Source organism: Pseudoalteromonas luteoviolacea (genome assembly GCF_001696455.1).
Classification (GTDB): domain Bacteria; phylum Pseudomonadota; class Gammaproteobacteria; order Enterobacterales; family Alteromonadaceae; genus Pseudoalteromonas; species Pseudoalteromonas luteoviolacea_C.
Genome location: NZ_MAUJ01000004.1, coordinates 466127 through 491556, shown reverse-complemented (window position 1 = coordinate 491556; position 25430 = coordinate 466127). Strand labels below are relative to the sequence as shown.

At 43.7% G+C, this 25430-nt stretch carries 23 protein-coding genes and 1 tRNA gene; 7 read left to right on the top strand and 17 right to left on the bottom strand.

Annotated features, from left to right (window positions below; all coding sequences use genetic code 11):
- Positions 1-54 precede the first annotated feature (54 nt).
- A tRNA-Ala gene (locus tag A7985_RS15005) sits at positions 55-130 on the top strand.
- A gap of 11 nt (positions 131-141) precedes the next feature.
- On the opposite strand, the gene A7985_RS15000 is transcribed toward A7985_RS15005, so the two are convergent.
- On the bottom strand, positions 142-1389 hold the full coding sequence (locus A7985_RS15000; RefSeq protein WP_065791258.1) for a glutamate-5-semialdehyde dehydrogenase: 1248 nt from the start codon (positions 1387-1389) through the stop codon (positions 142-144).
- Positions 1390-1646: 257 nt separating this feature from the next.
- Between A7985_RS15000 and A7985_RS14995 the strand changes: the two genes are divergently transcribed.
- Positions 1647-3500 (top strand): cation:proton antiporter, encoded by a 1854-nt coding sequence (locus A7985_RS14995; protein WP_065791257.1) that lies wholly within the window; start codon positions 1647-1649, stop codon positions 3498-3500.
- A 2-nt stretch (positions 3501-3502) separates the two neighbouring features.
- On the opposite strand, the gene A7985_RS14990 is transcribed toward A7985_RS14995, so the two are convergent.
- The 11 genes from A7985_RS14990 to A7985_RS14940 all read right to left on the bottom strand — a co-directional run bounded on the left by A7985_RS14990 (position 3503) and on the right by A7985_RS14940 (position 15685).
- The gene (locus A7985_RS14990; protein WP_141685371.1) at positions 3503-4129 is read right to left on the bottom strand and encodes a tetratricopeptide repeat protein; all 627 of its coding nucleotides are present in this window, start codon (positions 4127-4129) and stop codon (positions 3503-3505) included.
- A gap of 124 nt (positions 4130-4253) precedes the next feature.
- Positions 4254-5570, bottom strand: coding sequence for an adenylosuccinate synthase (locus A7985_RS14985; RefSeq protein ID WP_065791256.1), 1317 nt, complete (start codon positions 5568-5570; stop codon positions 4254-4256).
- A 184-nt stretch (positions 5571-5754) separates the two neighbouring features.
- Complete coding sequence (gene hflC / locus A7985_RS14980; protein WP_063374563.1) at positions 5755-6633, bottom strand: protease modulator HflC; 879 nt, start codon at positions 6631-6633, stop codon at positions 5755-5757.
- A 5-nt stretch (positions 6634-6638) separates the two neighbouring features.
- On the bottom strand, positions 6639-7802 hold the full coding sequence (gene hflK, locus A7985_RS14975) for an FtsH protease activity modulator HflK (protein WP_063374564.1): 1164 nt from the start codon (positions 7800-7802) through the stop codon (positions 6639-6641).
- Between the two features lie 91 nt (positions 7803-7893).
- A complete protein-coding gene (hflX, locus tag A7985_RS14970; protein WP_065791255.1) occupies positions 7894-9183 on the bottom strand; it encodes a ribosome rescue GTPase HflX in 1290 nt (429 codons plus the stop codon).
- Between the two features lie 21 nt (positions 9184-9204).
- On the bottom strand, positions 9205-9468 hold the full coding sequence (gene hfq, locus A7985_RS14965; protein ID WP_039611821.1) for an RNA chaperone Hfq: 264 nt from the start codon (positions 9466-9468) through the stop codon (positions 9205-9207).
- Positions 9469-9545: 77 nt separating this feature from the next.
- Positions 9546-10436 (bottom strand): tRNA (adenosine(37)-N6)-dimethylallyltransferase MiaA, encoded by an 891-nt coding sequence (miaA, locus tag A7985_RS14960; RefSeq protein WP_065791285.1) that lies wholly within the window; start codon positions 10434-10436, stop codon positions 9546-9548.
- 28 nt (positions 10437-10464) lie between these two features.
- Complete coding sequence (gene mutL / locus A7985_RS14955) at positions 10465-12387, bottom strand: DNA mismatch repair endonuclease MutL (protein WP_065791254.1); 1923 nt, start codon at positions 12385-12387, stop codon at positions 10465-10467.
- A gap of 4 nt (positions 12388-12391) precedes the next feature.
- Positions 12392-13693, bottom strand: coding sequence for an N-acetylmuramoyl-L-alanine amidase (locus A7985_RS14950; protein ID WP_256096775.1), 1302 nt, complete (start codon positions 13691-13693; stop codon positions 12392-12394).
- A gap of 31 nt (positions 13694-13724) precedes the next feature.
- Positions 13725-14201, bottom strand: a complete 477-nt coding sequence (gene tsaE, locus A7985_RS14945; RefSeq protein ID WP_065791252.1) for a tRNA (adenosine(37)-N6)-threonylcarbamoyltransferase complex ATPase subunit type 1 TsaE — start codon at positions 14199-14201, stop codon at positions 13725-13727.
- A complete protein-coding gene (locus tag A7985_RS14940) occupies positions 14198-15685 on the bottom strand; it encodes a bifunctional ADP-dependent NAD(P)H-hydrate dehydratase/NAD(P)H-hydrate epimerase (RefSeq protein ID WP_065791251.1) in 1488 nt (495 codons plus the stop codon). Before A7985_RS14940 ends, tsaE begins: the two co-directional genes overlap by 4 nt.
- 3 nt (positions 15686-15688) lie before the next feature.
- Here A7985_RS14940 and queG point away from each other — a divergent pair, with 3 nt between their 5' ends.
- A complete protein-coding gene (queG, locus tag A7985_RS14935; protein ID WP_256096774.1) occupies positions 15689-16825 on the top strand; it encodes a tRNA epoxyqueuosine(34) reductase QueG in 1137 nt (378 codons plus the stop codon).
- A gap of 1 nt (position 16826) precedes the next feature.
- On the opposite strand, the gene A7985_RS14930 is transcribed toward queG, so the two are convergent.
- Both A7985_RS14930 and A7985_RS14925 read right to left on the bottom strand, forming a co-directional pair.
- Entirely contained in the window at positions 16827-17969 is a 1143-nt protein-coding gene (locus tag A7985_RS14930) for a response regulator (RefSeq protein ID WP_065791249.1), read from the bottom strand.
- A 59-nt stretch (positions 17970-18028) separates the two neighbouring features.
- Positions 18029-19981, bottom strand: a complete 1953-nt coding sequence (locus tag A7985_RS14925) for an ATP-binding protein (protein WP_065791248.1) — start codon at positions 19979-19981, stop codon at positions 18029-18031.
- Positions 19982-20185: 204 nt separating this feature from the next.
- Here A7985_RS14925 and A7985_RS14920 point away from each other — a divergent pair, with 204 nt between their 5' ends.
- From A7985_RS14920 to A7985_RS14905, 4 genes are all read left to right on the top strand, one after another.
- Positions 20186-20719 (top strand): glutathione peroxidase, encoded by a 534-nt coding sequence (locus A7985_RS14920; protein ID WP_065791247.1) that lies wholly within the window; start codon positions 20186-20188, stop codon positions 20717-20719.
- Between the two features lie 70 nt (positions 20720-20789).
- Positions 20790-21071, top strand: a complete 282-nt coding sequence (locus A7985_RS14915; protein ID WP_063358812.1) for a peptidylprolyl isomerase — start codon at positions 20790-20792, stop codon at positions 21069-21071.
- A gap of 162 nt (positions 21072-21233) precedes the next feature.
- Positions 21234-21812 carry a glutathione S-transferase family protein gene (locus A7985_RS14910; protein WP_065791246.1) on the top strand — a complete coding sequence of 193 codons (579 nt, stop codon included), beginning with the start codon at positions 21234-21236 and terminating at the stop codon, positions 21810-21812.
- Positions 21813-21832: 20 nt separating this feature from the next.
- Entirely contained in the window at positions 21833-22183 is a 351-nt protein-coding gene (locus A7985_RS14905; protein WP_065791245.1) for a DUF2750 domain-containing protein, read from the top strand.
- On the opposite strand, the gene A7985_RS14900 is transcribed toward A7985_RS14905, so the two are convergent.
- The 3 genes from A7985_RS14900 to bamB all read right to left on the bottom strand — a co-directional run bounded on the left by A7985_RS14900 (position 22160) and on the right by bamB (position 25424).
- The gene (locus tag A7985_RS14900; RefSeq protein ID WP_065791244.1) at positions 22160-22549 is read right to left on the bottom strand and encodes a VOC family protein; all 390 of its coding nucleotides are present in this window, start codon (positions 22547-22549) and stop codon (positions 22160-22162) included. The two genes, A7985_RS14905 and A7985_RS14900, sit on opposite strands and share 24 nt — an antisense overlap.
- Positions 22550-22703: 154 nt before the next feature.
- On the bottom strand, positions 22704-24176 hold the full coding sequence (der, locus tag A7985_RS14895; RefSeq protein ID WP_065791243.1) for a ribosome biogenesis GTPase Der: 1473 nt from the start codon (positions 24174-24176) through the stop codon (positions 22704-22706).
- Positions 24177-24248: 72 nt separating this feature from the next.
- A complete protein-coding gene (gene bamB / locus A7985_RS14890) occupies positions 24249-25424 on the bottom strand; it encodes an outer membrane protein assembly factor BamB (RefSeq protein ID WP_065791242.1) in 1176 nt (391 codons plus the stop codon).
- Between the last annotated feature and the right edge of the window lie 6 nt (positions 25425-25430).

The window sequence follows — 25430 nt, the reverse complement described above, 5'->3', positions numbered from 1 at the left end:
AGTTCGATCCTGCTTAGCTCCACCAATTTCTTTTGCGATATTCCCAAGTAAAGTGGGGCTATAGCTCAGCTGGGAGAGCGCCTGCCTTGCACGCAGGAGGTCAGCAGTTCGATCCTGCTTAGCTCCACCACTTTTCCTTCTCTAAGTTCTAATTTGACCTTCACCTTCAACCAAATACTTTTCAGTGGTTAAAGATTCAAGCCCCATTGGACCATATGCATGAAGTTTTGTCGTTGCAATACCAATTTCGGCACCAAGTCCAAGTTGACCGCCATCACTAAATCTAGATGACGCATTCACCATTACGACAGATGCATCCACACACTGTTGAAACAGCGTTGCTGTGTCTGAATTTTTAGTACAGATCACTTCAGTATGATGACTTCCAAACCTATCAATATGCGCCAGCGCACCAGTAAAGTCGTCTACGATACGAACGGCAATTTCCAAGCTTAAGTATTCCTCACCAAATTCGTTTTCAGACAATACATTGGCAGTATCGAAATATTTTTCAGCCTGATGACAAGCATTGATTCTAACTTGTGCTTGAGTAAGCGCTTTGTTGACTTGTGGGAGAAACTCCCTTGCAATATCTCGATGGACCACCAAGCACTCTAATGCATTACACACACCGGTTCGCTGCGTTTTACCATTGAGTAAAAGCCCCATGGCAATGTCTAAGTCCGCCTCGGCATCAACATACAAATGACATACACCCTTAAAGTGTTGGATCACAGGAATTGCGCTGTTTTTTGTAACAAACTCGATTAGGCCCTCTCCACCGCGTGGAATGATCAAGTCAATATCATCTTTCTGCTGCATCAACTCCAATAGCAACGCTCTATCAGGATCTGGCACCACAGTAATAAGCTCCTCAGGTAAGTTAAACTTAATCAATACCTGATGCATGACTTTCGCAATAGCCAAAGAGCTGTTGAGCGCCTCTTTCCCGCCGCGCAAAATAACCCCATTACCAGACTTAAAGCAAAGCGCGCCTGCATCTGCGGTGACATTTGGACGGGCCTCGTAGATCATACAAATCACCCCCAACGGAACACGCATTTTTTTTACCAAAATGCCACTTGGCTGACGTCCAAGCTCCCTTATGTTACCAACTGGGTCCGGCAACTTTGCTATTTTTTCTACACCTAAAGCCATTTCATCGATGCGTTGTGTGGTTAATGTCAACCTATCTATCATCGCCGCACTCAAGTGATTGTGCTTTGCAGCATCAAGGTCTCGCTGATTTGCCTGTAATATCTCCTCTGACTGCGCGCGCAACGCTGAAGCCAATTCCACAAGGATCGTATTTTTTTGCTCTGTGCTCAAAATTGCGAGCTGCTTAGCAGCTTTCGACGCATTTTTAGCGAGTTCTTCTATTAAACTCATTTTCCTCTCATTCCCAAATTGCTGATATTTAGCCATGGTCTTTTTAACCACCGCCCCCGATAATAAGCAAGAACCTTCTTGCAGGTAAAGTGAATATTGCTCTTATTTTGTCAAGCTTAATTCCCAAGTAAACAGTTTATATCTCGGAAAATTTATCTATTTTTTAAGCGTTTATTCTCTTTTTTGACATCTTTACTATGATATAACGAGGCTACCACTATACTAATATTCAATACGCTAACTAAGCTGGAGAGTTTATGTCAGCTATTTTTATTGCGGCAATCGCCGTATGCTCTGTGATTGCTCAATGGCTCGCTTGGGTTGTGCGAGTGCCTGCTATTTTATTTTTATTACTGACTGGGCTGATGTTAGGGCCGGTGACTGGCGTACTTGACCCAGATAAACTACTGGGTGATTTGCTATTCCCGGTGGTTTCTTTGTCGGTGGCTATAATCCTTTTCGAAGGCTCTCTGACCCTGCATTTTCGCGAATTAAAGGGCATAGGAAAAGTCGTCCGAAACCTCTGTTCTATCGGCATGCTCACCACCTTTATCATTATCACAGCCTGTGCAATCTACATTTTAGAATTGGACTGGCGGGTCGCGGCAGTTTTAGGCGCGGTACTGGTTGTGACCGGACCTACTGTCATCGCCCCTATGCTTAATGCAATGCGCCCGACCAAAGACATCGATAGAATTCTGCGCTGGGAAGGCATTGTGATTGACCCGATAGGCGCGCTTTTTGCGGTTTTGGTGTTTGAAGCTGTCAGTCTGGTGGATAAAGACGGCGTTTTTAGCCATACGCTTATGGCATTGCTTTCGACGTTAGGTGTGGGATTGAGTGTTGGTCTCGTGTCTGGTTGGATTACCAGCTATCTTATTCGCAATGAATGGCTGCCGTTCGAATTACACAAATTTGGTATTCTCGCGCTAGTTTTAATGAGCTTTACCCTGTCGAATCATCTAAGCCACGAATCAGGATTACTTGCTGTCACCGTGTTTGGTATCTGGCTTGCCAATCAGGATGACTTGGAAATTGATGCCGTCCTTGAGTTCAAAGAAGACCTCTCGATGATACTGATCTCAAGTTTATTTATCCTGCTTGCTGCCCGCCTTAAAGTTGAAGAGTTACTGATGCTAGACAGTGGTATCTTTTGGTTTTTGGCCATTGTATTGTTTGTCGCGCGGCCATTGAGTATAGCAGTATCTACATTCAATAGTGACATCCCCCTTAAGTCCCGCCTAATGCTCGCTTGGATAGCCCCTCGTGGTATCGTCGCCGCAGCTGTTGGCTCCGTCTTTGCCCTAAGTATGGCGCAATCTGGTACGCCGGATGCACAAAAGATAGTACCGCTGATATTCACCGTCATAATTGTGACTGTCATCCTGCAAAGCCTCACTGCCACGCCTTTGGCGAGGTTACTCGGAGTTCGTCAGCCCTGCCCAAGTACTCTGCTCATTATCGGTGCTAATCATGTCGCTCGCGCCATTGCATGTGGACTAAAAGAACAAAATATTGATGTGTACTTATCCGACCCTGCGTGGGAAAACTGCAAAATGGCCAGAATGGATGGTCTTCCCTGTTACTACGGAAACCCTCAGTCAGAACATGCCGAGCGCTACTTACCTCTGACAAGCCTTCGCTCGGTGTTGGCCTTGTCTCCAAATAGGCATCACAATGCCCTAGGTGTTCAGTATTTTTCCCATCTACTAGATGAAGAGAGTGTTTACTCACTCAAATCTTCCACAAATCATGCTAAAGCGAATAAAGACAGTGCAACTTTTTTGTCCCGTCAAATACTCTTTGGCGAAACGGGCAACTATGCGAAATTAAGTAGCTTAATGGCTAAAGGTGGAAAAGTCAGTGCGACAAAACTGTCTGAAGAGTTTAGTTGGGAACAATATTTGGAAGTGAATAAAGAGGCAATTCCTTTATTTATAATTTCTGAGCAGAAAAAAGATGAGCCTCTTTCTATTAGACCATTTACTTCGGAAGATAAGAAGCTCCCAGAGCAAGGTGACAAAATCTTGGCATTGCAACCGCCCAAGATGTCCATTTTAAAAGACCCAACGATTAAAGAAGCATCCATAGGCGAAAAGCTAAGTAGCTAAAGCTAATTTGGTAGACGTGCCCGCTTAATGACGCTGGCGGGCATTTTTTCTCCAAGCTGTGATAGTGAGCGCTCAATTTTTTTATGCACTTCTTTATCAGCAACCACTGCATGAAATAGCCAACGGTAAGCATCTTCATAATCGCGAGGACTGCCATAACCTTTATTAAATAATCCCACCAAGCGCAGTTGAGCATTCAAATTACCCAGTGCCGCTGCTTCTCGTAAGTAAACAATCGCCATCGCTTTGTCTGCCTGTACTAGCTGGCCTACATCATAGTAGCGGCCGAGCTGTTCTAACGCTGCGGCAAGCCCTTGCTGGGCCGCTTGGCGCATGTAATACAGGCCAAGTTCAACATCCTGCTCGACACACACAGCGTAGGCCAGCATATCGCCATATAAGAATTGATAGGAAGGTAGCCCCATAATTTCAGCTCTGGCTTCGATATCTTGGACTAGTTGGCAATCATCGTCTTTAACGCGTTGCAGATGGGCATTATTATTAATGAGCGTGATCAGCTCATCCTGAGTGTAAAGGGGCACTGCTTCAATTTGCTCATTAGCCAGTGAACAAGAAGAGAAAGCCACACCTACTAGGAAAAAGATATTTCGTAATTTAGTCGTCATCATATTTTGGCAAACACTGTTGGACCTGAACTTATAATACAATAATTGTACCAATTTAATACGACTTCAAATAATAACCTGCATATCTACAGGCATAAAAAAAGCTGCCGAAGCAGCTTTTTTTTAATTATTCGCCAAATGGGTTGCGAACAATCATGGTTTCTACGCGGTCTGGGCCTGTCGATATAATATCGATTGGTACACCGGTAATTTCTTCTAAGCGTTTGATATAGTTGATTGCAGCTTCTGGTAGTTGCTCTACTGATGTTGCACCAAACGTATTTTCGCTCCAACCTGGCATTTCTTCGTATACAGGTGTTACTTTCTCGTAGCCTTCAGCTGCAAGTGGCGTCACATTTGTTACTGTGCCATCTTCAAGTTGGTAACCTGTACAGATTTTAATAGTCTCGATACCGTCAAGTACGTCAAGCTTAGTTAAGCAGAAACCAGTGATGCTATTGATCTGAACTGCACGGCGCATAGCAACCGCGTCAAACCAACCAGTACGACGCAAACGACCTGTTGTAGCACCGAACTCATGACCTTTCTCACCCAAGTGTTTACCAACTGGGTCTTGCTTGTCTACGCCATCATACAACTCAGTAGGGAATGGACCTGAACCAACACGTGTTGTGTACGCTTTCACGATACCAAGCACATAATCTAGGTTTAATGGACCAAAACCAGCACCTGTCGCTACACCGCCAGCTGTTGTGTTTGACGACGTTACGTATGGGTATGTACCGTGGTCGATATCTAGAAGCGTACCTTGTGCGCCTTCAAATAGGATGTTGTCACCTTTTTCACGCGTCTGATCAAGTAGCTCAGTTACATCAACAACCATTGCCTTAAGGATTTCTGCAATTTCCATTGCGTCATCATAAGTTTTCTGGAAGTCAACAGGCTCAACTTTGTAGTAGTGCTCAAGTGAGAAGTTATGGTACTCAATCACTTCTTTAAGCTTAGCTGCGAATTGCTCTGGGTTGAATAAATCACCAACACGAAGACCACGACGAGCGACTTTATCTTCGTATGCAGGACCAATACCACGTCCAGTTGTACCAATAGCTTTATTGCCTCGCGCAAGCTCACGAGCTTGGTCTAGTGCAACATGGTAAGGAAGAATTAGAGGACATGCTTCACTGATCAGTAGACGCTCACGTACTGGTACGCCGCGCTCTTCAAGCATGTTAACTTCTTTCATTAAAGCATCAGGTGCCAATACTACACCGTTACCGATTACACATTTTACGTTATCACGTAAAATACCAGATGGAATTAGGTGCAATACCGTTTTCTCACCATTGATAACCAATGTGTGCCCAGCATTGTGCCCACCTTGATAGCGAACAACTAGAGAAGCTTTATCTGTTAGTAGGTCTACAACCTTACCTTTACCTTCGTCACCCCATTGGGTGCCTAATACAACGACGTTTTTACCCATTGCAATATCACTTAGAAAAAATTAGGCGCAGATTTTACCAGAAAAGTGAGGTGAAAATCACCCTGTTTCGGGTGATTTTTCTTCAGCCAAATTGATATCTTTCAAAAACGATTGAATTAAATACAAAAAAGCCCATCAAAAGATGGGCTTTTTAATAAATTGTCAGTTACAAATTCAGGTTCAATTACTGAGCCTGCTTTTGCTTCATATAATCAAAGAACTCACTGTCTGGTGAAAGTACCATCACATCACTCTTGCTTGTGAAAGTCTTTTTATACGCTTCTAACGAGCGAATAAAGCCAAAGAATTCAGGATCTTTATTATATGCCTGCGCGTAGATATTCGCAGCTTCAGCATCACCTTCACCTCGAACTGTTCGCGCATTTCGCTCTGCATCTGCCAACATAACCGTAACACGACGATCCACTTCTGCACGGATTGTTTCTGCTTTTTCTTGACCTTCTGAGCGGTGCTCTTTAGCCACAGCAGTACGTTCAGCACGCATACGTTGGAAAATAGAGTTACTTACTTCGTTAGGCAGGTTAATTTGCTTAACACGTACGTCTAAAACTTCAATACCTAGCTCTTGTGCACTTTCTGATGCTTGTGCCAAAGCTTCTAGCATCAACTCGCTACGCTCACCTGATACAATCTCTTTGATGGTTCTAGAACCAAAGTTTGTTCTCAAGCCGTTGTTCACTTTTTGCTGTAGCAGTGTTTCTGCGTATTGCTTATCACCACGAGCACGTAGGTAGAAGTTCGAAAAGTCGCTTACACGCCACTTTACAAACGAGTCAACGATAAGGTCTTTTTTCTCACTTGTTACAAAGCGATCAGGCGCACCGTCCAGCGTTTGAATACGCGCATCAAGATGGCGTACCTGACTGAAAAATGGCACCTTAAAATGTAAACCAGGCTCATAAACAACCGCATTGTCTTGGCTGTCTTTTTGCACCTTGCTGAATAACATCACGATTGCTCTTTGGCCTTCAGTTACCACAAACACCGAAGAAAAAGCCAGTAGGCCGCCTAGTATCAATAAGACAAAGCTAAAATTTCTCATCAATATTATCTCCCACTGTTAAAACGATCTTGCGAAAAGCGGTCATTGCCACTGTTCACGGTACTATTTCGTGACTGGCCTAATGACTGACGCAATTGATTAATGTCGTTTCTGCTTGGCAGAGTAACCGCTGAAGACGACTGAGATTGCTGCATGATCTTATCTAGTGGTAAATACATCATATTATTGCCACCTTTTACATCCACAATGACTTTAGAACTGCGTCCTAAAATTTCTTCCATTGTTTCAATATATAGACGCTCACGTGTTACTTCTTTCGCTGCTGCATATTCAGGTAGTAGCTTTTCAAATCGTGCTACTTCACCCTGTGCTTCAAGCATGATGCGCTCTTTATATGCTTCAGCTTCTTGCGTCATACGCGTAACTTGACCACGCGCACGCGGCTCAATTTCTCTCGCGTATGCTTCTGCTTCACGAATGAAACGCTCTTCATCTTCTTGCGCCGCAATTGCATCATCAAATGCATCTTTTACTTCTGCTGGCGGTCTTGAGTCTTTGAAGTTGACATCCGTCACAATCAAACCAAGGTTATATGGTTCAATAATTTTATTCAGTTCATCCCAAGTACGTTGACGTACTTGCTCACGACCCGTCGTTAGTACTTGGTCCATTCGAGAGTGACCAACAACATAACGCAGTGCGCTGTCTAGCGCCTGTTGTAAGCTGTGATCGGCATCTGTTACGCTGAAACGGTATAGAGTCGGATCAACAACTCGATACTGAACTTCAAACTCGACGCTCACCACATTTTCGTCTTCCGTCAGCATGAAACCAGAGGCAGACAAAGAACGTACCGCTTCGATATCGATAGGAATAACACGCTCAACGAAAGTCATTTTCCAGCGTAAACCAGGCTCAGCAATTCGGTCAAATTTACCAAACTGCAGTACGATTCCTCGTTCAGCTTCCTTTACGGTATAAATCCCGCTTAACGCCCATACAATTAGCGCAATAATGAAAATAAAGGTGACTCCTGCACCGCCAAGTCCGCCTTTGTTGTTACCTGGCTTACCACCAAATATACCGCCAAACTTATTGTTGAACTTACGGAATACCTCGTCCAGATCAGGTGGCCCTTGATCTCGCCCACCACGGTTTTTCCATGGGTCGTTATCATTGCCATTATTACCCGGTTCGTTCCAGGCCATAGCTATACTCCATTGTTATAAAATGAATTAAATTTAATCTATCAAAATTCACCCCATTCTAATAGAGAATTGGGGTGAATTCGTAATTTTTTCAATTTTGAGCGATAAACTGCTCAATTTCTGGCCCTTGTTCTTTTTTAAGACGCTCCCAATCAGCTTGGGGTAATCGAACATCTAGCAGCCAGTTACCTTGATCATCGTAACTTTCATGATTAACCGCATTCAGATTAAACAGTGCTCCGCGTAACTTGCCAAAAGCAGGTGGCAACACCAATCGGTTGCTGAACATCTTCTTTGCAAGTAACTCTGATATTGCTTGAGATAATAGTTCAATACCTTCATTGGCTTGAGCAGACAGCCATACTCTGATCGGCATACCGTTTTCGTCTCGGTCGATTTTTGGCTGGATCTCTTCCACTAAGTCAATTTTGTTATACACCAGCAACTGCGGTATTTCATCCGCTTCAATCTCTTCAAGCACCGATTGTACCTGTTCTATATTCTCTTTTCTTCTGTGGTCGGCTACATCCACAACATGAAGTTGCAGATCTGCTTCTCTTGTTTCGGTCAATGTTGCTTTAAATGCCGCAACAAGGTCATGTGGCAAATGCCTAATGAACCCAACGGTATCAGCGAGGATGACAGCACCAACATCATCGATTTCCAACTTCCTTAAAGTCGGGTCCAACGTAGCAAACAATTGATCGGCAGCGTAAACATCAGAGTTTGTGATTCGATTGAAGAGCGTAGATTTACCAGCATTGGTATAACCCACTAATGATACCGTAGGGATCTCATTACGGCTTCTCGCCCTGCGCCCTTGTTCACGCACAACCGACACTTTATCTAAACGTTTACGAATACTTTTAATTCTTTCTCGAAGTAAACGGCGGTCCGTTTCAAGCTGCGTTTCGCCAGGTCCTCGTAAACCAATTCCACCTTTTTGCCTTTCTAGGTGAGTCCATCCTCTGATCAGCCGAGTCGAAATATGTCTCAACTGCGCAAGCTCCACCTGCAATTTACCTTCATGCGTACGAGCTCGCTGCGCAAATATATCCAAGATAAGTGTAGTTCTGTCCAAAACACGGCAACGGCAGACATGCTCTAAGTTACGTTCTTGAGAGGGACTGAGTTGGTGATTAAATATAATGACGTCTGCTTTATAAGTTCTGACAATCTCGGCAATCTCTTCCGCTTTACCCGTTCCGACAAACAGTTTGGGGTGAGGTGCCTGACGGCTGCCTTGCACAACCGCCACACTACTAACACCAGCAGAAGATACTAGCATTTCCAGTTCTTGTAGATCCTCACGATCACCTTCATTTGGAAATTCTATGTGCACTAAGACTGCCTGTTCGCCGGCTTCATAACGGTCAAACAAGCAACATGCTCCTAATATCTATTAAAAATTACCATCTTCATTTTGTTCCGCGCCTTCATTCCCTTGTGTGTTTTGGAAATTTACGGCTCTTGCAGGAACAACAGTTGAGATAGCATGTTTATATACCATTTGATTGACGGTATTTTCTAGTAAAATCACGAATTGGTCAAAAGACTGAATTTTACCTTGTAATTTGATGCCGTTAACTAAAAAAATTGAAACTGGAATGCGCTCACGACGCAAGACATTCAAAAATGGGTCTTGTAACGATTGGCCTTTTGCCATTTTCTTATCCTTCGTTCTAGGTGTTATTATGTTGAGTTAGTTGAATAAATATCAACAAAATATTGGTTCAACTACTATTAGCTTAGCGAACTTAAAATTCGTTGCAAGTTTTCTTGCTCTCCGGTTTCTAACCAATTTACCTCTGGCCAACTCCGAAGCCAAGTCAACTGGCGCTTTGCTAGTTGTCTGGTTGCGGCGATACCTCTGAAAACCATTTCATCATAGTCATATTCACCGGCTAAATAGTCCCACATCTGTCTGTATCCGACGCATCGGATAGAAGGCAGGTCTGAGTGTAAATCCTTTCGATTATATAAGGCCAAAACTTCGTTTTTAAACCCTTGTTCTAGCATTATTTTAAATCTTTTTTCAATTCGCTCGTGCAGTATTTTACGATCACTGGGGGCGATAGCAAATTGATAAAAGTCGTATGGCAACGGAGGTTGTTTCTCTTTTTGCAATACTGACATTGGTTTTCCAGTTATACGATAAACCTCCAGTGCACGATTAATCCTTTGTGAATCATTTTCACTGATTTTTTGCGCGGCCTGTGGATCAATGTCTATTAACTGAGCATGTAATGCAGGCCATCCTAACTCTGAGGCTTGCTGCTCTAGCTCCTTTCTCACTTCACTGGACGCTTCTGGCAACGGCGATAGGCCCTCGATTAAGCCCTTAAAATACATCATTGTACCACCTACAAGCACAGGTACTTTACCCTGCGAATGAAGTTGGTCAATACATGCTATCGCATCTTTTCGAAAATCAGCCACAGAGTAACTCTCTCGAGGATCTATCAAATCGATTAAATGGTGCGGGGCTTGCGCGAGTTCTTCCTGATCAGGTTTTGCCGTACCTATATCCATCCCTTTATATACAAGCGCAGAATCGACACTGATAATTTCAGTGTTCAACTGCCTACACAGCTCAATAGCCAGCGCGGTTTTTCCCGCTGCGGTTGGGCCCATTAGGGTGATAACTGGTTTATTCTGCAAACTAACGACCTTTCGGTAATAAATCTAAAATATAATTTGGCTCTATTTTAACTGCTTTTGCAGTAATTGCTGCTTTGCTTTTCTGTTTTTTTAGCATTTTTTCACGAACCATTTCAAAATGCTGGGAAGAAAAGTAACTATCTGGGGTATGAGATAGCAACCAATCTATCCAGAAGTCTAAGTCAGACACGCGGCCTTGAAGGTTTTGGCACGTCTCAACCAGTAACGAAATACACTGCCCAACATCTAGGCTGTACAAGCTAACGGGTAATTTTTTCACCATCACGTGCTTGTCTTTAAAAAGCAATTCAAAACCTAACAGGGTTAGCCAAGAGCTTTCTCGTTGCAACAGCAAAGCTTCGTCCGTACTTTGGTTCACCCGAACAGGCAGCAATAACGCTTTACCCAATAAAGTCCCATCAGATTCGATTTGCTCCTGCCACATTGGTTTCAGTCCATATCGGCCATGTGTTATGAGTAATTGCTGCGCCACCTGTAACAAGATGGCCCCTTGCGGGAGTGCCATCCACTGCGTTTGGGTAGCCGTTTCAAATTCATTCGCTGTACTCGAGTTGGCGTCCATCGATAAATGTGACGATGCCGAAGGCACAGGTTCTTGCTCTTGATTAAATGCTTGGTACAGCTGATTTACATTAACTTTTTTTTGCTGAGTAGCAGCTGAACTAAAATCTCGGCTTGGGCTCACGGTGCGACCTGAAGAATACGCTGACTGACTTACAGAGGCCCCCCTTGGAGGTCTTTGTTCGGTGTGCGTGTCAAAGCTAACAGGTTCTCTCACTTGGGAATCACTTTGCCTAAGTGGCGTTCGGTACTCTTGATGAATTGACTGCTGCTCTGGTGGAGCCGTACTCTCAATTTGAGCAGTCTGCTCCATATACATTGGTTCTGATTCACCCGTTTGTGCCAGTAAAGATGCACTGCGGGGCTCAACTACCTGCTTTATGGCTTGGACAATAAAATCATGCACAAGGCGTGCTTGGTGAAATCTGACCTCATGCTTTGCTGGGTGTACGTTTACATCTACCTGCTTAGGGTCCAGATTTAAATAAACGACAAATCCTGGCGTTTCTTGACTTCCAGATGCTTCTTCAAACGCTTGACGAATTGCATGGAGTATCAATTTATCCCGCATCATTCTGCCGTTGACATAAGTGTATTGCGGTTGAGAATTACTGCCAAGCGGTAAAACCCAGCCATATAGCTCTAAACCTTCATAACCTGATTCAATAAAACTGGCTTCACGTTGAAATACTCGCCCAGCAACATGTGCGACTCGTTCAATGCTGCGAGGATTAGATTGCGCCCTAAATTGACGAACCACTTTTTGATTGTGCGTTAATGTAATTGCCACATCAAATCGACTTAACGCAATACGCTTAACGAGTTCATCTATATGACTAAACTCCGTTTTTTCAGTACGAAGAAATTTACGCCTAGCTGGCGTATTAAAAAAGAGGTCTTTGACCTCTATGGTGGTGCCATCAGGGTGCGCTGTGGGCTGAACTTGGACGGCCATATCTCGACCTTCAGCACACGCTTGCCAAGCAGTATCTTGAGCTCGTGGTTTTGAGCTCAACGTTAATCTTGATACTGAGCTGATGGACGCCAAAGCCTCTCCTCTAAAACCCAAAGACGCAATCGCCTCTAGATCATCTAGATTCTTAAGTTTACTGGTGGCATGACGAGATAATGCCAAGGCAAGTTCATCTTTGACGATACCTGAGCCGTTATCGCGAATTCGAATAAGCTTGTGGCCGCCACGCTCTATATCAATTTGAATACGCGTTGCGCCTGCATCAATGCTATTTTCAACCAGCTCTTTGACCACTGATGCTGGGCGTTCGACAACTTCGCCAGCTGCAATTTGGTTTGCTAAGCGAGCAGGTAATATCTCGATTGCCATAGATTTAAGCCTTGGGTATGGTCAACACTTGACCAATATATAACGTATTATTCTTCAGTCGATTCAATTTCTTTAGGGCTGATACAGTCGTGCCATATCGAGCAGCTAACAAACTTAAAGACTCCCCACGCTTCACTTTGTGATGAAGAGGTTTCTTTTCTTTTAGTCTTGCGAACAATGAATCGTCTGGTGGGTTCTTTTGATAATATCGCTTTAAAGATACAAAAACCGCATTCGCTAACCGCTGCTGATGGTATGCTGTTTTGAGCTGTCTTTCTTCTTGGGGGTTAGAAATAAAGCCAGTTTCTACCAAAATTGATGGAATATCCGGTGACTTTAGCACCCCAAAGTTCGCAGCTTGAGGCCGTTTTTTGTGTAACTTTGCAACCTTTTTCAGTTCAGATACTATCTCTTCTGCAACCTGAAACCCGGTTTTCATCGAATGGTCCATTGACATATCTAGCAAAGCCTTCGCTAAATATTTTTCGTTCTCAGTATCTTTGATTACGCCAGCAGCGCCACCTAAAAGCTGCGATTGCTTCTCTTTATTCTCTAGCCATTTACCTATTTCAGAGTTTGCACGGCGTAACGATAAAGTCCAAACCGACGCCCCCCTAGGTTGTGGGCTTGAAAACGCATCCGCGTGAATGGACACAAAAAAGTCTGCCCGCTTCTTTCTTGCTTTTGCTGTTCGCGTATTTAATTTGAGAAAGTAGTCTCCACCTCGAGTCAATTCCGCTGACATTCCGGGTTCTTTATTTATCAGCTTAGCCAGACGCCTCGCAATCTGTAGGGTGATGTGCTTTTCATAGGTCCCTGACGGACCAATTGACCCCGGGTCCTGACCACCATGACCAGCATCAATCGCAATCACAATGTCTCGGTCGCGTTTTAATGCTCGTTTTTTATTACTGGTTTTTGGTGGTGCAGCTTTCTTTTGCCCATATAAATCGACCACGAGCCGATTTGAGCTAGAGCCTGTCGGCGCCAGTGCAAAAATCACGGGCTTAGTTGGTCGATTTAATTCAAAGACAACCCGCGTACTGCCCTTTTTTTTGGGTGTACTATAGCGAATCTTGCTAATCACACGGTGACTTTTAGGGATTGCCGGCAGTTTGGGCAACCGTTTCGTGTTTTCAAAATCGACGACCAGTCTTAATGGCTTTTGCAAAACAAAATAGCTAAAGTCTGGCTTTTTAGACAAGTCAAATACCACACGTGTACTTTCGGCTGAAGGCCTAATACGTACATTGTTGATGGCATTTATAGCAAACGTTTCGGCTGCAAAAACGAGCAGCACGAACATTATTATTATATTTAGATATTTACTCTGTGCACTACGCATAACTACTTATAGCTGCTAATATTTGCTTACCTCGTTCACTGTGCGCTTCTAGAGTCGCACTTCTTGCTTCCCCTTCATACGCCAAGTAAACATCCATATCAGGGTTTGGAATATACCCGTGTCCTTTTTCAGGCCACTCTACTATACACACAGCTTGCGCTGAAAAGTAATCCCTAATTCCCATAAACTCTAATTCTTCTGGGTCGCCTAAGCGATACAAGTCAAAATGGTAAACAGATCTGTCTGCCAACTCATAAGGCTCAACCAGTGTATAAGTTGGACTTTTCACATTGCCAGAGTGACCTAGCCCCTGTACCAAACCTCGCGTCATGGTGGTTTTACCGGCGCCCAAATCACCGTGCATGTAAAAAACAGCACCCTCACAAATAGCCGAGGCCAATTGCTGTCCGAGTGCAATTGTTGCCTCCTCATCTGCCAGTGAAAGCTGTAAAGTACTGTTTTGGTTCATCCCATAATACCTCTAATATGGACAAATAAATCACTCGCAAGCAGCCCAAGATGGCCATCGCGAGCAGCTTGTTCAGCTGCAAGACCATGAATATACACACCAAGTGTGGCCGCTTCAAACCTATTCAAGCCTTGTGCCAATAAACCTGCAATTATACCAGATAATACATCGCCCATCCCAGCACTCGCCATAGCTTCAGAGCCTGAGCGGTTAATGTTTATGCGTTTTCCATCTACAATTAAGCTCCCAGGTCCCTTAAGTACAATACAAGCGGCATATTGCTTACTTAACATTTCAGCTAGCTCAAAGCGCTTATCAGTATTAACGCCATGATCGTCTAATAACCGTTTGGCTTCTCCTAAGTGTGGAGTCAGGATTGCACGATGCCAAGGCAAGTGGCTTTGAGCGAGTAAATTGAGTCCATCTGCGTCGCACACCACTGCGCCTTGAAACTGTTTAGCGGCAGTAAACATTTTGCGCGCCCAAGAGTCTTGTCCTAAACCTGGCCCTATGACTACGACATCCACCTTGGTTAATAGTGCCTCTAATTCTGAGACCATCGAGATACCATGTACCATCAGCTCATAACGCCCTTGCAGTACACTGGCCTGATTTTCAGGGTGAGTGGCCACAGAGACTAACCCAGCGCCGGTTCGTAAACACGCTTCAGCTGCAAGGCGAATTGCACCAGCCATGCCCTTACCGCCCCCTACCAGTAACACGTGTCCACATTGATTTTTATAGCTGTCGGGCGCTCTTTGCGGCCGCAAAGAACGCAAATATTTACCGCCGGGGTAACAACAATTGGTGTGAGATAGATCACCAAAAGCTTCCGCGATACCAAGATCTGCAAGGAGTACTTCACCGCTGTAACTCGGTGCAACGCCAGTCAGCATACCTTGTTTGAGCGCGATAAATGTCAATGTCGTGTCGGCGTGAAACGTCCCCTGTGCCACTTCCGACGTAGTGCCGTTAACGCCACTGGGGATATCAACAGCCAACTTCCAAGCTTTGCTTGAGTTGTATTCTGAAAACGCCTCTTTAACGTGACTTGGTAACTCTCCGCGAAAACCAGTGCCAAATACAGCATCAACAATGGCATCGTATTTTTTTCCGGAGCACGACCTTAGCGCGACGACTTTTCCACCACTGCGACAAAACAGTTGATAAGCCTCCGCGGCATCCCCCTTTAACAAAGTCGGCTCGAATAAAGCGCACACAGTCACATTCATTTGTGCATGCAAGCAGCGATTTGCTAGCATAAAACCGTCACCAGCATTGTTACCTTTGCCAGTAAAAACCAAAATATTCTTAACCGCCTTATTCCGTATCAATTCATAAAGCGCATGCCCCGCTCTTTGCATTAACTCTCTGAGCGTGGTACCAGAATTTAACGCGGCTTGTTCCTCGTGAAGCTTTACTTCTTGGGCGCAGTAAGCAATCTGTGGTAAATTATGTGTGTATTGACCTTGCAAAATAGACATTCCGTGGATAAAGCTAGACCTACTATTAACTATACTGAACTTGCAGAAAAAATTAAGTATTGGGGCAAAGAATTAGGCTTTGCTGAAGTGGGGATCAGTGATATTGACCTAAGTGAACACGAAAACCAACTACAACGCTGGCTCGATTTAGGGTATCACGGTGAAATGGAGTATATGGCTGCCCATGGCATGAAACGTGCCCGCCCGGCAGAATTGGTACCCGGTACCAAAAGTATAGTGTCAGTCAAAATGAACTACCTGCCGCCTGATGCCAGTTTTGCCAGAGCACTAAAAAATAACTCAACGGCTTATATCAGTCGCTATGCGCTGGGGCGTGACTACCATAAAGTATTGAGAAATAGATTAAAAAAGCTAGGGCAACGTATTGAGCAAGAGGTAGGGCAATATGGCTTTCGTCCCTTTGTTGACTCAGCCCCCGTTTTGGAGCGGCAAATTGCCGAAAAGGCAGGTCTTGGTTGGCGAGGTAAAAACAGCTTACTTATTCATAAACAAGCTGGCTCATGGTTTTTCCTTGGTGAATTATTTGTCGATCTTCCTTTGCCTGCGGACAGCAATAAAGTAGAAGAAGGTTGTGGTAAATGTAATGCTTGTATCAGTTTGTGCCCAACGGGCGCCATTGTTGAACCCTATGTCGTAGACGCAAGACGTTGTATTTCGTATCTAACCATTGAATTGCAAGGTCCCATTCCTGAAGAGTTTCGTTCATTACTTGGAAACAGAATATACGGTTGCGATGACTGTCAACTTGTTTGCCCTTGGAATCGATTTGGTCAACTGACAGATGAAGCCGACTTCCACCCCAGAAAGACGATTAAAGACAGAGAAATGCTTGAATTATTCGCCTGGGATGAAAGTACGTTTTTAAAAAATACAGAAGGCAGCCCAATAAGACGGATAGGCCACGAGCGATGGCTAAGAAACCTCGCAGTCGGTTTGGGTAACGCAGACTTCGACGAAAATATTGTACTTGCACTCTCACAGAAGCTGCGCTCTGCCACACCATTAGTCGCAGAACACATTCAATGGGCTTTAGCGCAACAAAAACAAAAACAGCAAGATGAGCGAAAAAAGGCAAGACTCATTCGCATCATTGAAAAAGGCTTGCCTCGAGATGCCTAGCTTAATGTTGAGCAGCATCCTTATTGGTTAATAAACACAAGTCATTTTCAATTTCTGAAAATGCCTCTCTTACCTGAGAAATAGCTTCTTCTCTGGCTACTGAACTTTGAATGGCTTCGTCAATATGACGGAAAATAAACACTTCTTGATCTTCATCTAGCCCCATTGTGGGTATCCTAGATTCAAACAACTCTTGCAACCTTTTAAAAATCGCTTCATTTTGAGAGCGGTTATTATTCAGCATTGATAGCAAACCAGTGAATTTACTATGGATAGTTTTGATCGCGCCATTGAGTTCAGATTGTTGACTAATCAGTTGATTTTTAGTCAAAATTGACATCAACTGTTGTTCAGTAACACTCACAATGAAACAGATATGATCTCGTATACGACCATGTTTATCTGGATCCTCAGAAGGCATATTTAAGATAAGTACACTGAGCAACTCGTAGTTGACGAGAATTCGACTGGTAAATTCATGCAGCCGCCCCTTGGAATGTAAAATTTCAAACAGCTCAATCACAATGGGTGAACACATACCTGTTGAAGCAAAATGTAATCTATCAGCGTCAACACGCATCTCAATATTGCAACTCAAGCCAAAATTCGCCAAGCAGCTAATCAAGGCATCAGCTAACTCCGAAACATCTTGAATTGCGCCAACTTGCTCAACAAAATTAACAATTTGCCCCATTTCGCTGCTGGTTGCCATTGCACTAAAAGCCGTCGTAGTAGCATCTTCTACTTGTTGTTCCAAAATATCCTTTTCCAATAGCATTTGACCCAAATGAAGCAATTTCGCTTTTAGTTCGCTATGGCCAAAAGGTTTCACAATGTAGTCTTCGGCACCAACAGAGTAGCCTTCCATGCGTTCTTCTACAGACCCTCTGGCAGACACAAACATCACAATAATATGCTGTAGGTTTGGATCAGCTTTAATGGCTTTACATACTTCATAGCCACTCATTTGTGGCATGCTGACATCCAATAAAATAACTTGTGGGTCAAAGTCCCCAACAACTTCTAAACACTCATGTCCACTGGTTGCAGTTTGCACTTCGAAGTCGAGGTCTTCAAGTATCTCTTCTATGATCTCAAGATTGAAGGGTTCGTCATCCACTGCCAAAATTCGTTGTAATGCCATCGCTAAATGTCCTTTTGAGTTTTATTACTAATAGTTATAGACACTGATCCTACCTGTCGCTAGTTAGTCTGACTCCTTGGCAGCTCAATAACAAACTCAGCCCCTCCTGAATCGCTGTTTCGTGCATAAATGCACCCTTTGTGCAACAAAATAAACTCTTTACATATTGCTAGTCCTAAACCAGTGCCGCCTGCTCCGCTATTTGTTTTACTGCTTTGCGCAAACTTATCGAAAATATGCTCGAGTTCATCATTTGGAATGCCAACACCTTGATCACAAATAGTGAGGTACAACTTGCTGTCATCGGCTGAGAGGTAAACCTGCACTTGGCTATTCGCTGGGCTGAATTTCAAGGCATTCCCTAGCAAATTGCGCACAACTTGCACCATTTGATCTCTGTCGCAGTAAATAGCTAGGCTCCTGTCATCTGCATGTAAATTGATGACGATGCCTTTTTCCATTGCTGAACCAGAAACATCCTCGATTCCTTCTTTTAGCAAAGAAACAAAGTTATTGTCACTGGGGTTAAAAGGAAATCTGCCCGCGTCCAGTTTAGATAAATCGAGTAAGTTGTTCAGCAACATCAACAAACGCTCTCCACTGGTCTCAATCCTTGATAAATACTTATTTAATTTGTCTATGGGTGCTTCTTTGGCCTGTAATTTATCAATACCAAAACGAGCAAAACTCAAAATTGAGTGCATTGGGGTTCTCAGCTCATGAGACATATTGGCTAAAAACTCAGATTTACTGATGTTTGCTCTCTCCGCCGCTTCCTTCGCTGACTGCAATTGATAGGTCCTCGCTTGCACTTCTGCCTCTAAAACCTCCTTGGCTTCCTCGAGCAACTGCTGCTTACGCTTTAAATGTGCAACGTTTTTAAAAATAGCTGCGAGGGCGATTTCTCCATGATGATCAATTTCAATGAATGTCCCCATGAGTGGAATAGACAACCCATCATTTCTAGGCAGGACTAAATCACAATCGAAATGCCGAGCAATTAAACTCGTCTCTATACAATCTTGGAGTGCTTCGACCGACTTTTTTTCAAAGAGATTAAATATAGAGTGCGCTTCTAACTCTTCAGCATTTAGGCCAAACAAATTCAGGCAGGCATCATTTGCTTCAATGACATACCCTTTCAAATTAAAAAGCATAATGGGATCGGGCGTATGCTTATAAATCACCCGCAACAAACTATCTCGCTCTATCAATGCATCTACGGTGTCTTGTAGTCTTTCGACAAGCTCTTGATTATGGCGCCTCAACAACTCGGTTTGCCATAATTTGTGCAGCGATTGTAACAGGGAGTTTTCGTCAACAGGCTTAGTCAACACATCTTCAACTCCTTGTCGGATCGCTTTTAGCATATCGACCTGACTTTCTCGCGACGTCATCAGTAAGCAACGGCAATTCACCTGAACTTGGCGCACTAATTCAAATATATCCAACCCCGTCTCACTGCCTAAGTTAAAATCGCAAATGAGTAAGTCAAAGTGATTTTGCTTTATCAATTCCTCAACTTCTTTGGCACTGCTGGCCGTTTTCACATCTAACTGCGCGCCGCGTAAACTCACTGACAGCTGTTTTAATCGGCTTGGTAGATGATCAACTAGCAACACTTTCGGTAACAGTAACTGGGCTTGCTCGCCAATCTCTAATACCCGCTCCAAAAGGCCCGTTATCTCCTTATTGCCGAAAAAAGGGTAGATCACGATGGCATTAGATAGGACACGATTTAATTGACTAAACGCACTGAGGTGTTCTGAATTTTCTGGTTTAGGCGCAAGAAGTATGATTTTTTCGTGTTGGCTGAGTAACTCTAGTGTCTCGAAATACTCTTGAGGGATCCCATGTGCAATGGCGATTACATCAAAGTTAGAAAATGCAATATCAGCGTCTAGAGATTCATAGTGTATATGTTCTACTTCACTGCCCAATAGTTCAAATAGTACTTTTATGCGCATCGCTAAAACACTATTACTATCTATGATCAAAACCTTATTCGACATAGCAACGTCCTGTATCCATAGTAAGATCCAGTGTAGTAGAAATTAATCAAAGCAAATAAAAATTTGTTGCAATTAAAAGGTCGATTACACTGTCCTTGTTATAGTGCATTGGCAAAAATATCGAAACAGATTGCAAGCCGTCGATACGCCAACTGAACTTTTTACCGTCTTCAACGTATACCTAAAAAAAACGTGGAAAAAACTATGATAAAACAAACCATTTTGGCCGTTGCAGTCGCCTTAGCCAGTCCCGTGGCAATTGCCAACTGTAATGACTTTACCAATGTCGAATTAAGAAAGCTGCGCTCAAAAGAAACTGTCAATTTGTGTGAATTCAAAGACAAACCGTTATTGTTAGTCAACACAGCCAGTAACTGTGGTTTCACGGGTCAATTCGAAGAATTAGAAAAGCTCCACAAAAAATACGAAGACAAAGGCCTCGTGGTTATTGGATTCCCGTCTGACGACTTTTTTCAGGAAGAAAACGATGAAGCAGACACCGCGAAAGTGTGCTTTGTAAATTATGGCGTAACCTTTACCATGATCGCTACAAGCGATGTGCGTGGAGACGATGCCAACGCTATATTCAAGCATTTGGGTGAGCAAGCAGGTTCGCCAAAATGGAATTTCTACAAATATTTAGTATCTGCTGACAGAAAAGAAATTCAGCGTTTTGGTAGCCGAACGAAGCCATTATCAGAAGAACTTACCACTGCAATTGAAAAGGAAATAAGGTAAAAGCATGCGTTTTTCGCACTTTTGCATTAGAATATTGTATGAACTAAATTGAGGCAAGCATGGAGAGAACATGACATTAGCAAGTGCAAGACATATTTTAGTGGACAGTGAAGCGCAATGTTTAGAGCTCAAAAAGAGAATAGATGATGGAGAAGACTTTGCTGCGCTTGCAAAAGAGTTTTCTAACTGCCCTTCCGGCCAAGACGGTGGAGCACTCGGCGAGTTTGGTCCCGGTATGATGGTACCAGAGTTTGATAAAGTTGTATTTTCAGCACCACTCAATGAGGTGCAAGGTCCAGTTCAAACTCAGTTTGGCTATCACTTACTAGAAGTAACCAGTCGACAAGACTAAGATTCTGTGGGCAAACTAGTGGTATGCTAGCATTGCCCCACAGTGCCGCTTTGTCGTGGAACCTCAGCCCTCTTTCTGCCCCTATCCTTATTTTTCCGTATACTTTGATTGTTCTATTTGTCATGCTACGTTTTAGCAATTTGATGAAATAAGGGAATACCAATGATTTTATACGGCTCTAACACTTCTCCATACGTGAGAAGGTTGCGAATGTACTGTGCAATCCACGAATTATCATACGAATATAAGACATTGAACATATTTGATGCCAATGAGCGAAAGGTGCTGGTTGAGCATAACCCCGCTAGAAAAATTCCATTTCTAGTCTGTGGAGAGCAAGTCATAAACGATTCCAACGTAATTGCTCGCTATCTACAAGATAAGTTTTCATTGCCACATTTAAACTGGGATCAAGAGAACCTATTAACCACCATCAATGCGTGTAATGACTCTTTGATTGAAATATTGCTGGGGCAACGCTCAGAACTTGATACGCATGCCGATGTTTTATTCTTTAATTTGCAGCGTGAACGCATAACTGAAACATTGAGCTATTTAGATAAGCAATGCACAACAGACGTTTTTTTGAACTGCGAGTATCTGCAGATCAGTTTATACTGCTTGTTAGATTGGATCCAATTCAGAAGCCTAGCTGATTTGTCTGGCTTTAATAGCTTGTTGAGTCACCTAGAGAAATGGCATGTGCATGCCAGTGCAAAAGAAACGGATCCTCGCAGCTAATTTTTTAACTGGTAAATAATATGAATGATCTAGAGTTAGAATCAGAAGTGGTCAACTTTGTTACTGTCGTAAAACAAAGTGAGCAGGTATGGGCCCTTGGAGCAGAAGATGGTGGTTTTGTCATTGTTGAATCAAACCAATTCGAAGAATCTGACGTGTTATTGTTATGGGCTGACGAGTCTGCTGCTTTAGAACAGTGTAAAGAAGAATGGGATGAGTTTAAGCCAATCGCTATCGACCTTGACTCTTTCCTAGATGAATGGGTTGAGGATCTTAGAGATGACAACGCGCTGATCGGGATCAATTGGAATAACGATAACGTTTGCGTTGAGATTGAGCCTGTTAGCCTAGCTCGCGCACTCGCTGACTAAGGCAATTAATGTCCCTTCAATGGCGCGTACATACGCCTGTGTATGTACTCCTTTCTGGCTTGGTGCAGACAACGGTTCTGCCCCAGCCGCAACCGCCTTGTCATAACTGCTAGACACATTCTCACAACCCAAAGTGAGCTCAAACCCTAAAGCAGGCTGCTTGGGCTGAGAGCGAATGTAAGTTTGCTTGAACTGAGATTGAGCTACCGGGTGGGTTGCAAATGCCAGCAAAACGGTACCCGTTTCAAGCTCTCCATAATCCCCATTTTCTGTCACTGAATGCGCACTCAGGCCAAAAGCTTGAAAATAAAAATCTAAGACTTCTTCTACGTCATCTACATAAATGACCGTTTTAAGAAAATGCATCACAACAATAAGTTAAGAAATAAATACTAATAAAGCATAATTAATGAGCAGCGTAAAGAATTTAGCTCACACCAACAGCTTGAAGGGCAGAGTGAAGTATAAAGTTGAGGGAGTAAATACAATTAAAAATGGCGCTCAATGCGCCATTTTTTTATCAAGATTTATTTCTTTGCTCTTTAGTAAACGCTCTAAGTTTGCGCTTTTGAGATAAAGTCATCTTGTTCGTTCGCCCTGAATAAGGGTTGTCGCCTTCTCTGAATTCAATTTTTATCGGAGTACCCATAATATTGAGTGCCTTGCGATAGTAGTTCATCAGGTAGCGTTTATAACTATCAGGCAGGTCATGTACCTGATTACCGTGAATAACGATTCTAGGTGGGTTATAACCACCTGCGTGTGCGTATTTCAACTTAACGCGACGCCCACGAACCAGTGGTGGCTGGTGGTCAGCTTGCGCCATGTCCATAATACGTCTTAACATGGCAGTACTCACACGTTTCGTTGCAGACTCATAAGCTTCATCTACAGACTCAAATAAGTGACCGACACCAGTGCCATGTAACGCTGAAATAAAGTGCAAACGTGCAAAGTCTATAAAGCCCAATCGACGATCTAGCTCGGATTTAATTCGCTCTTTGACGTAGTTGTCCAGCCCATCCCATTTGTTGACTGCGATGACCAAAGAACGGCCTGAATTTAGCGCAAACCCTAGTAAGCTAAGATCCTGATCTGAAATCCCCTCACGCGCATCAACTACCAATAAAATCACATTTGCATCTTCGATGGCTTTTAGCGTTTTAATGACGGAGAATTTTTCAACAACATCGCTGACTTTCTTACGCTTACGCACACCGGCAGTATCAATTAACACATACTCGCGTTCATTGCGTGTCATTGGAATATAAATTGAGTCTCGTGTGGTACCCGGCATATCGTAAACGATAACTCGCTCTTCACCTAAAATTCGGTTTGTCAGAGTCGACTTACCCACATTTGGTCGACCGATAATTGCCAGCTTTACAGGCTTATCTTCAAAACCTGACTTGCCTTCTTCTGGTGCTTCTTCACCTTCTAGGTATAACTCCGCAATGCTCTCATCGCTTTGCTCAATATCATCTTCTTGCTGCGCTAATTCAGCCACAATTGGGCCAAGCGTTGCTTCTAGAAGTTGTGTTACACCGCGTCCGTGAGCTGCTGCGATTTGGTGGATATCACCCAGAGCCAACTGATAGAACTCAGCACAACTAGAGTCGGCGTCTATACCATCTGTTTTATTGGCAACAATAAAGCTTTTCTTTTCCTGTTTTCGCAAGTGCTGAGCAATCGCTTGATCGGCAGCAGTCATGCCGGCACGTGCATCCACTAAAAACAACACAATATCGGCTTCTTCAATTGCAAGCAGCGATTGTTCTGCCATTTCAGTTTCAATGCCTTCCTCACTGCCATCGATACCACCCGTATCAACGACAATAAATTCATAGCCATCATAATCTGCTTGACCGTATTTACGATCACGTGTCAGACCAGGAAAGTCGGCGACTAGTGCGTCACGAGTACGCGTTAATCGATTAAATAATGTGGACTTACCCACATTCGGCCGCCCTACCAGAGCGATCACAGGAAGCATAGACTACCTCTTTTTTAAACAACAAAAGGCTTCGCAGTGCGAAGCCTTACAAAATCTTTGACCTAGTAACTACTAAGGAACTTTTATCGCACTGATTTCACCATCACGCGTGTAGACAAATAACTTGTCATCAACCACGACTGGCTCTACAAAAAAGCCTGAATCATCAAACTCTTGTCGCGAGACTAACGCGCCAGTTTTCTTGTCTAGCCAGTGCAGGTTACCTTCCTGATCACCAACTACGACATAATCACCAGCGATTGCAGGTGCAGTTAGGTACCAACCTCGTAACCCTGATTGGCTCCAACGCTCCGTGCCCGAATCTTTATCTAGAGCATAGAGCACACCTTCACTATCTACCAAGTAAATGGTATTCAACTCAATCGTCAAATCACGATAGCTACTGTATTCACGGTCCCAAACTATGTTTCCAGAGCGAACATCAAGCGCGGCAAGCTTGCCATTATACGCTATCGTGTAAACATAAGCACCGGATACTATCGGTTTTGTATCAACATCAACCAAACGCTCAAACTCAGATGAACCTTCAGCCAATGCAATATCAGTACTCCAAGCAGAGAAACCGCTATCGGCGATAAGTACCGTTAACTTGCCGCTTTCTTCGCCAACAAGGACACCACCATTGGCTGATGTTGGCGAGCTCAGACCGCGCAATGTCAGTGCCGGCACTTCTTGCTCGTAACTCCAGCGTTGCTCACCTGTATCTGGGTGAAGCGCTAATAATTTACCTGAGCCTAAGTTGACATATATTAACCCATCACCTGCGCTAGGCGTGGATAGGGCTTCACCGGGAACAGCCTTACGCCAAACAGTTTCACCTGTTTCACGGTCAAGTGCGATAACTTCGCCATGCTCTGAACCGATATAAATTTTACCGTATGCCTGTAAAATGCCACCTGATAGCTTAGCAGAGTCGTCATCGGCCCATGGCCAAAATGATGTTTCTTGACGCGTATCAACTTCCCATAATGTCTCACCACTCTCAATATCAAGTGCGGCGACACGCCCTTTTCGTTCTGCAACGAAAATGCGCTGGTTATGCACGGTTGGCGTCAAACGAGAGAAATAGTGTTCAACACCACTCCCTAAAGACTCCTGCCAAACCGTTTGTGGTTCAAACTGATTTACAATTTCAGGTAATACAAGTTCTTCTTCATCATCACTTGAAGAACAACCCAGAAGTGACGCCATACACAGCGCCAATGAGGCCATAGTCAACTTCTTCATGGCGGC